At 61.9% G+C, this 2,307-nt stretch carries 3 protein-coding genes; 2 read left to right on the top strand and 1 reads right to left on the bottom strand.

The features are described from left to right. Positions 1-215: NAD-binding protein (locus WA702_RS13230; RefSeq protein ID WP_425110976.1), on the bottom strand; the 215-nt coding region annotated here is incomplete at its 3' end. A 139-nt stretch (positions 216-354) separates the two neighbouring features. Here WA702_RS13230 and WA702_RS13225 point away from each other — a divergent pair. After that, positions 355-1,398, top strand: a complete 1,044-nt coding sequence (locus WA702_RS13225) for an acyltransferase family protein (RefSeq protein ID WP_425110975.1) — start codon at positions 355-357, stop codon at positions 1,396-1,398. A gap of 82 nt (positions 1,399-1,480) precedes the next feature. Further along, on the top strand, positions 1,481-2,307 hold an 827-nt coding region (locus WA702_RS13220), incomplete at its 3' end, for a 5'-3' exonuclease (protein WP_425110974.1).

Raw genomic sequence — 2,307 nt, 5'->3', positions numbered from 1 at the left:
TGCTTGAGATCGGTGGTGAAATCGAGCCGCCTGGTCTTGACGTTGGACTCCACCAGCGCGTCGAGGCCGGGCTCGAAGATCGGGATTTCACCACGGTGCAATGCGGCGATCTTGGCTCCATCCTTGTCGACGCATGTGACCTGGTGGCCGAAATCCGCAAAACAGGCGCCGGATACCAGCCCGACATAGCCCGTGCCAATCATGGCAATTCGCATGAAACCCGATCCTCTATGGTTAACAGTCCGCTCTTAATGCATTTGCGGACGGAGGGGAATTTAGAAAACGGCATGACATTTGGATGACCATAAGGAGTTTGCAACAGCTCTCGTCGAAAATGCGCCGGAGAGGGACAGCATGACCGCAAACGGCACATCAGTGGCGACCGACCGCGTCGACTGGGTCGACTATGCCAAGGGCATCTGCATCGTCATGGTAGTGATGATGCATTCGGTGCTGGGCGTCGAGCTTGCGGCCGGCGAGCGGGGCTTCATGCATCTGGTCGTGGCCTTCGCAAAGCCGTTCCGGATGCCGGACTTCTTCCTGATCTCGGGGCTGTTCCTGCCGCTGGTGATCGATCGTGACTGGCGCACCTATCTCGACCGCAAGGTGGTCCACTTCGCCTATTTCTATGTGCTGTGGGTCACGATCCAGTTCGGCTTCAAGGCGCCCGCCTTCGCCGCCGAGACCAGCTGGCAGCATGCCGGCTATCTGTATCTGGAATCCCTCATCGAGCCGTTCGGCACGCTGTGGTTCATCTATCTGCTGCCGATCTTCTTCGTCGTCATCAAACTGACGCGCAGGCTGCCTTCTCCGTTGATTCTGGCCATCGCAGCGACCCTCGAAGCCGCGCATATCGTCACCGGCTGGACCGTGATCGACGAGTTCTGCAATCGCTTCGTCTACATCTACAGCGGTTATCTGTTCGCCGATTATGTGTTCGCGCTGTCGAATGGCGCACGCGCGCGGCCGCCGTTGGCGATTGCGGGGCTGATCGCGTGGGCGCTGGTCAATGCCGCTCTCGTCGCGCTGGGCTTCAGCGAATGGCCCGGCATCTCGCTGGCGCTCGGACTTGCCGGCGCCTGCGCGATCATCACGATCGGCACCCTGCTGGCGCGGGCGCAACTGCTCAACGGCCTGCGCTTCTGCGGCGAGCATTCGATCGTGATCTATCTCGCCTTCTTCCTGCCGATGGCGGCGACACGCACGCTGCTGCTCAAGACCGGCATCATTTCCGATATCGGCACCGTGTCGCTGATCGTGACCATTGTGGGCGTGTTCGGCGCGCTTGCGATCTGGCGAGCGGCGCTCGCCATGCGCGCCAATTTCCTGTTCGAGCGCCCGGCGGTGTTCTGGATCGCGCCGAAGAAGCAGCAGCCCGCGCTGCAGGCAGCGGAATAGCCCCTCGATTTGAGTGGGGAACGGGGCAGAATCTCCCGTTCCCAGGCTGTCATTCGGGGCCAAAAATTCCTAAATTGCCCCCATGCCCAAAGCCCCCCAGCAAGCCGCCACCGAGCCCGCAACCCCTGTGCCTGCCGCTGTCCAAGGCGCCAGGAAGGGCGACCATATTTTCTTGGTCGACGGCTCCTCCTACATTTTCCGCGCCTATCACGCGCTACCGCCGCTGAACCGCAAATCCGACGGCTTGAATGTCAATGCCGTGCTCGGCTTCTGCAACATGCTGTGGAAGCTGCTGCGCGATATGCCACAGGACGACCGGCCGACCCACCTGGCCATCGTGTTCGACAAGTCGGAAGTCACGTTCCGCAACAAGATCTATCCGGATTACAAGGCGCACCGGCCGCCGGCGCCCGACGATCTGATCCCGCAATTCCCGCTGATCCGGCAGGCCGTGCATGCATTCGACCTGCCCTGCCTGGAGCAGTCCGGCTTCGAGGCCGACGATCTGATCGCGACCTATGCCCGGCTCGCCTGCGAGCGCGGCGCCAGCGCCACCATCGTCTCCTCCGACAAGGATCTGATGCAGCTCGTCACCGATTGCGTGACCATGTACGACACCATGAAGGATCGCCGCATCGGAATTCCAGAAGTGTTCGAGAAGTTCGGCGTGTCGCCGGACAAGGTGGTCGAAGTCCAGGCGCTGGCCGGCGATTCCACCGACAACGTGCCCGGCGTGCCCGGCATCGGCATCAAGACCGCGGCGCAGCTGATCACCGAATATGGCGATCTCGAAGGCTTGCTGGCGCGGGCCACCGAGATCAAGCAGCCGAAGCGGCGTGAGGCCTTGATCGAGAACGCCGAGAAGGCGCGGATCTCGCGCCAGCTGGTGCTGCTCGACGACAAGGTCGC

Source organism: Bradyrhizobium sp. (assembly GCF_049798375.1).
Lineage (GTDB): Bacteria > Pseudomonadota > Alphaproteobacteria > Rhizobiales > Xanthobacteraceae > Bradyrhizobium.
This window is presented reverse-complemented; position numbering and strand designations above follow the sequence as displayed.

Excerpts from the sequence above, each read along its gene's own strand:
- WA702_RS13225 (WP_425110975.1), top strand. The coding sequence starts at position 355 with ATGACCGCAAACGGCACATCAGTGGCGACCGACCGCGTCGACTGGGTC.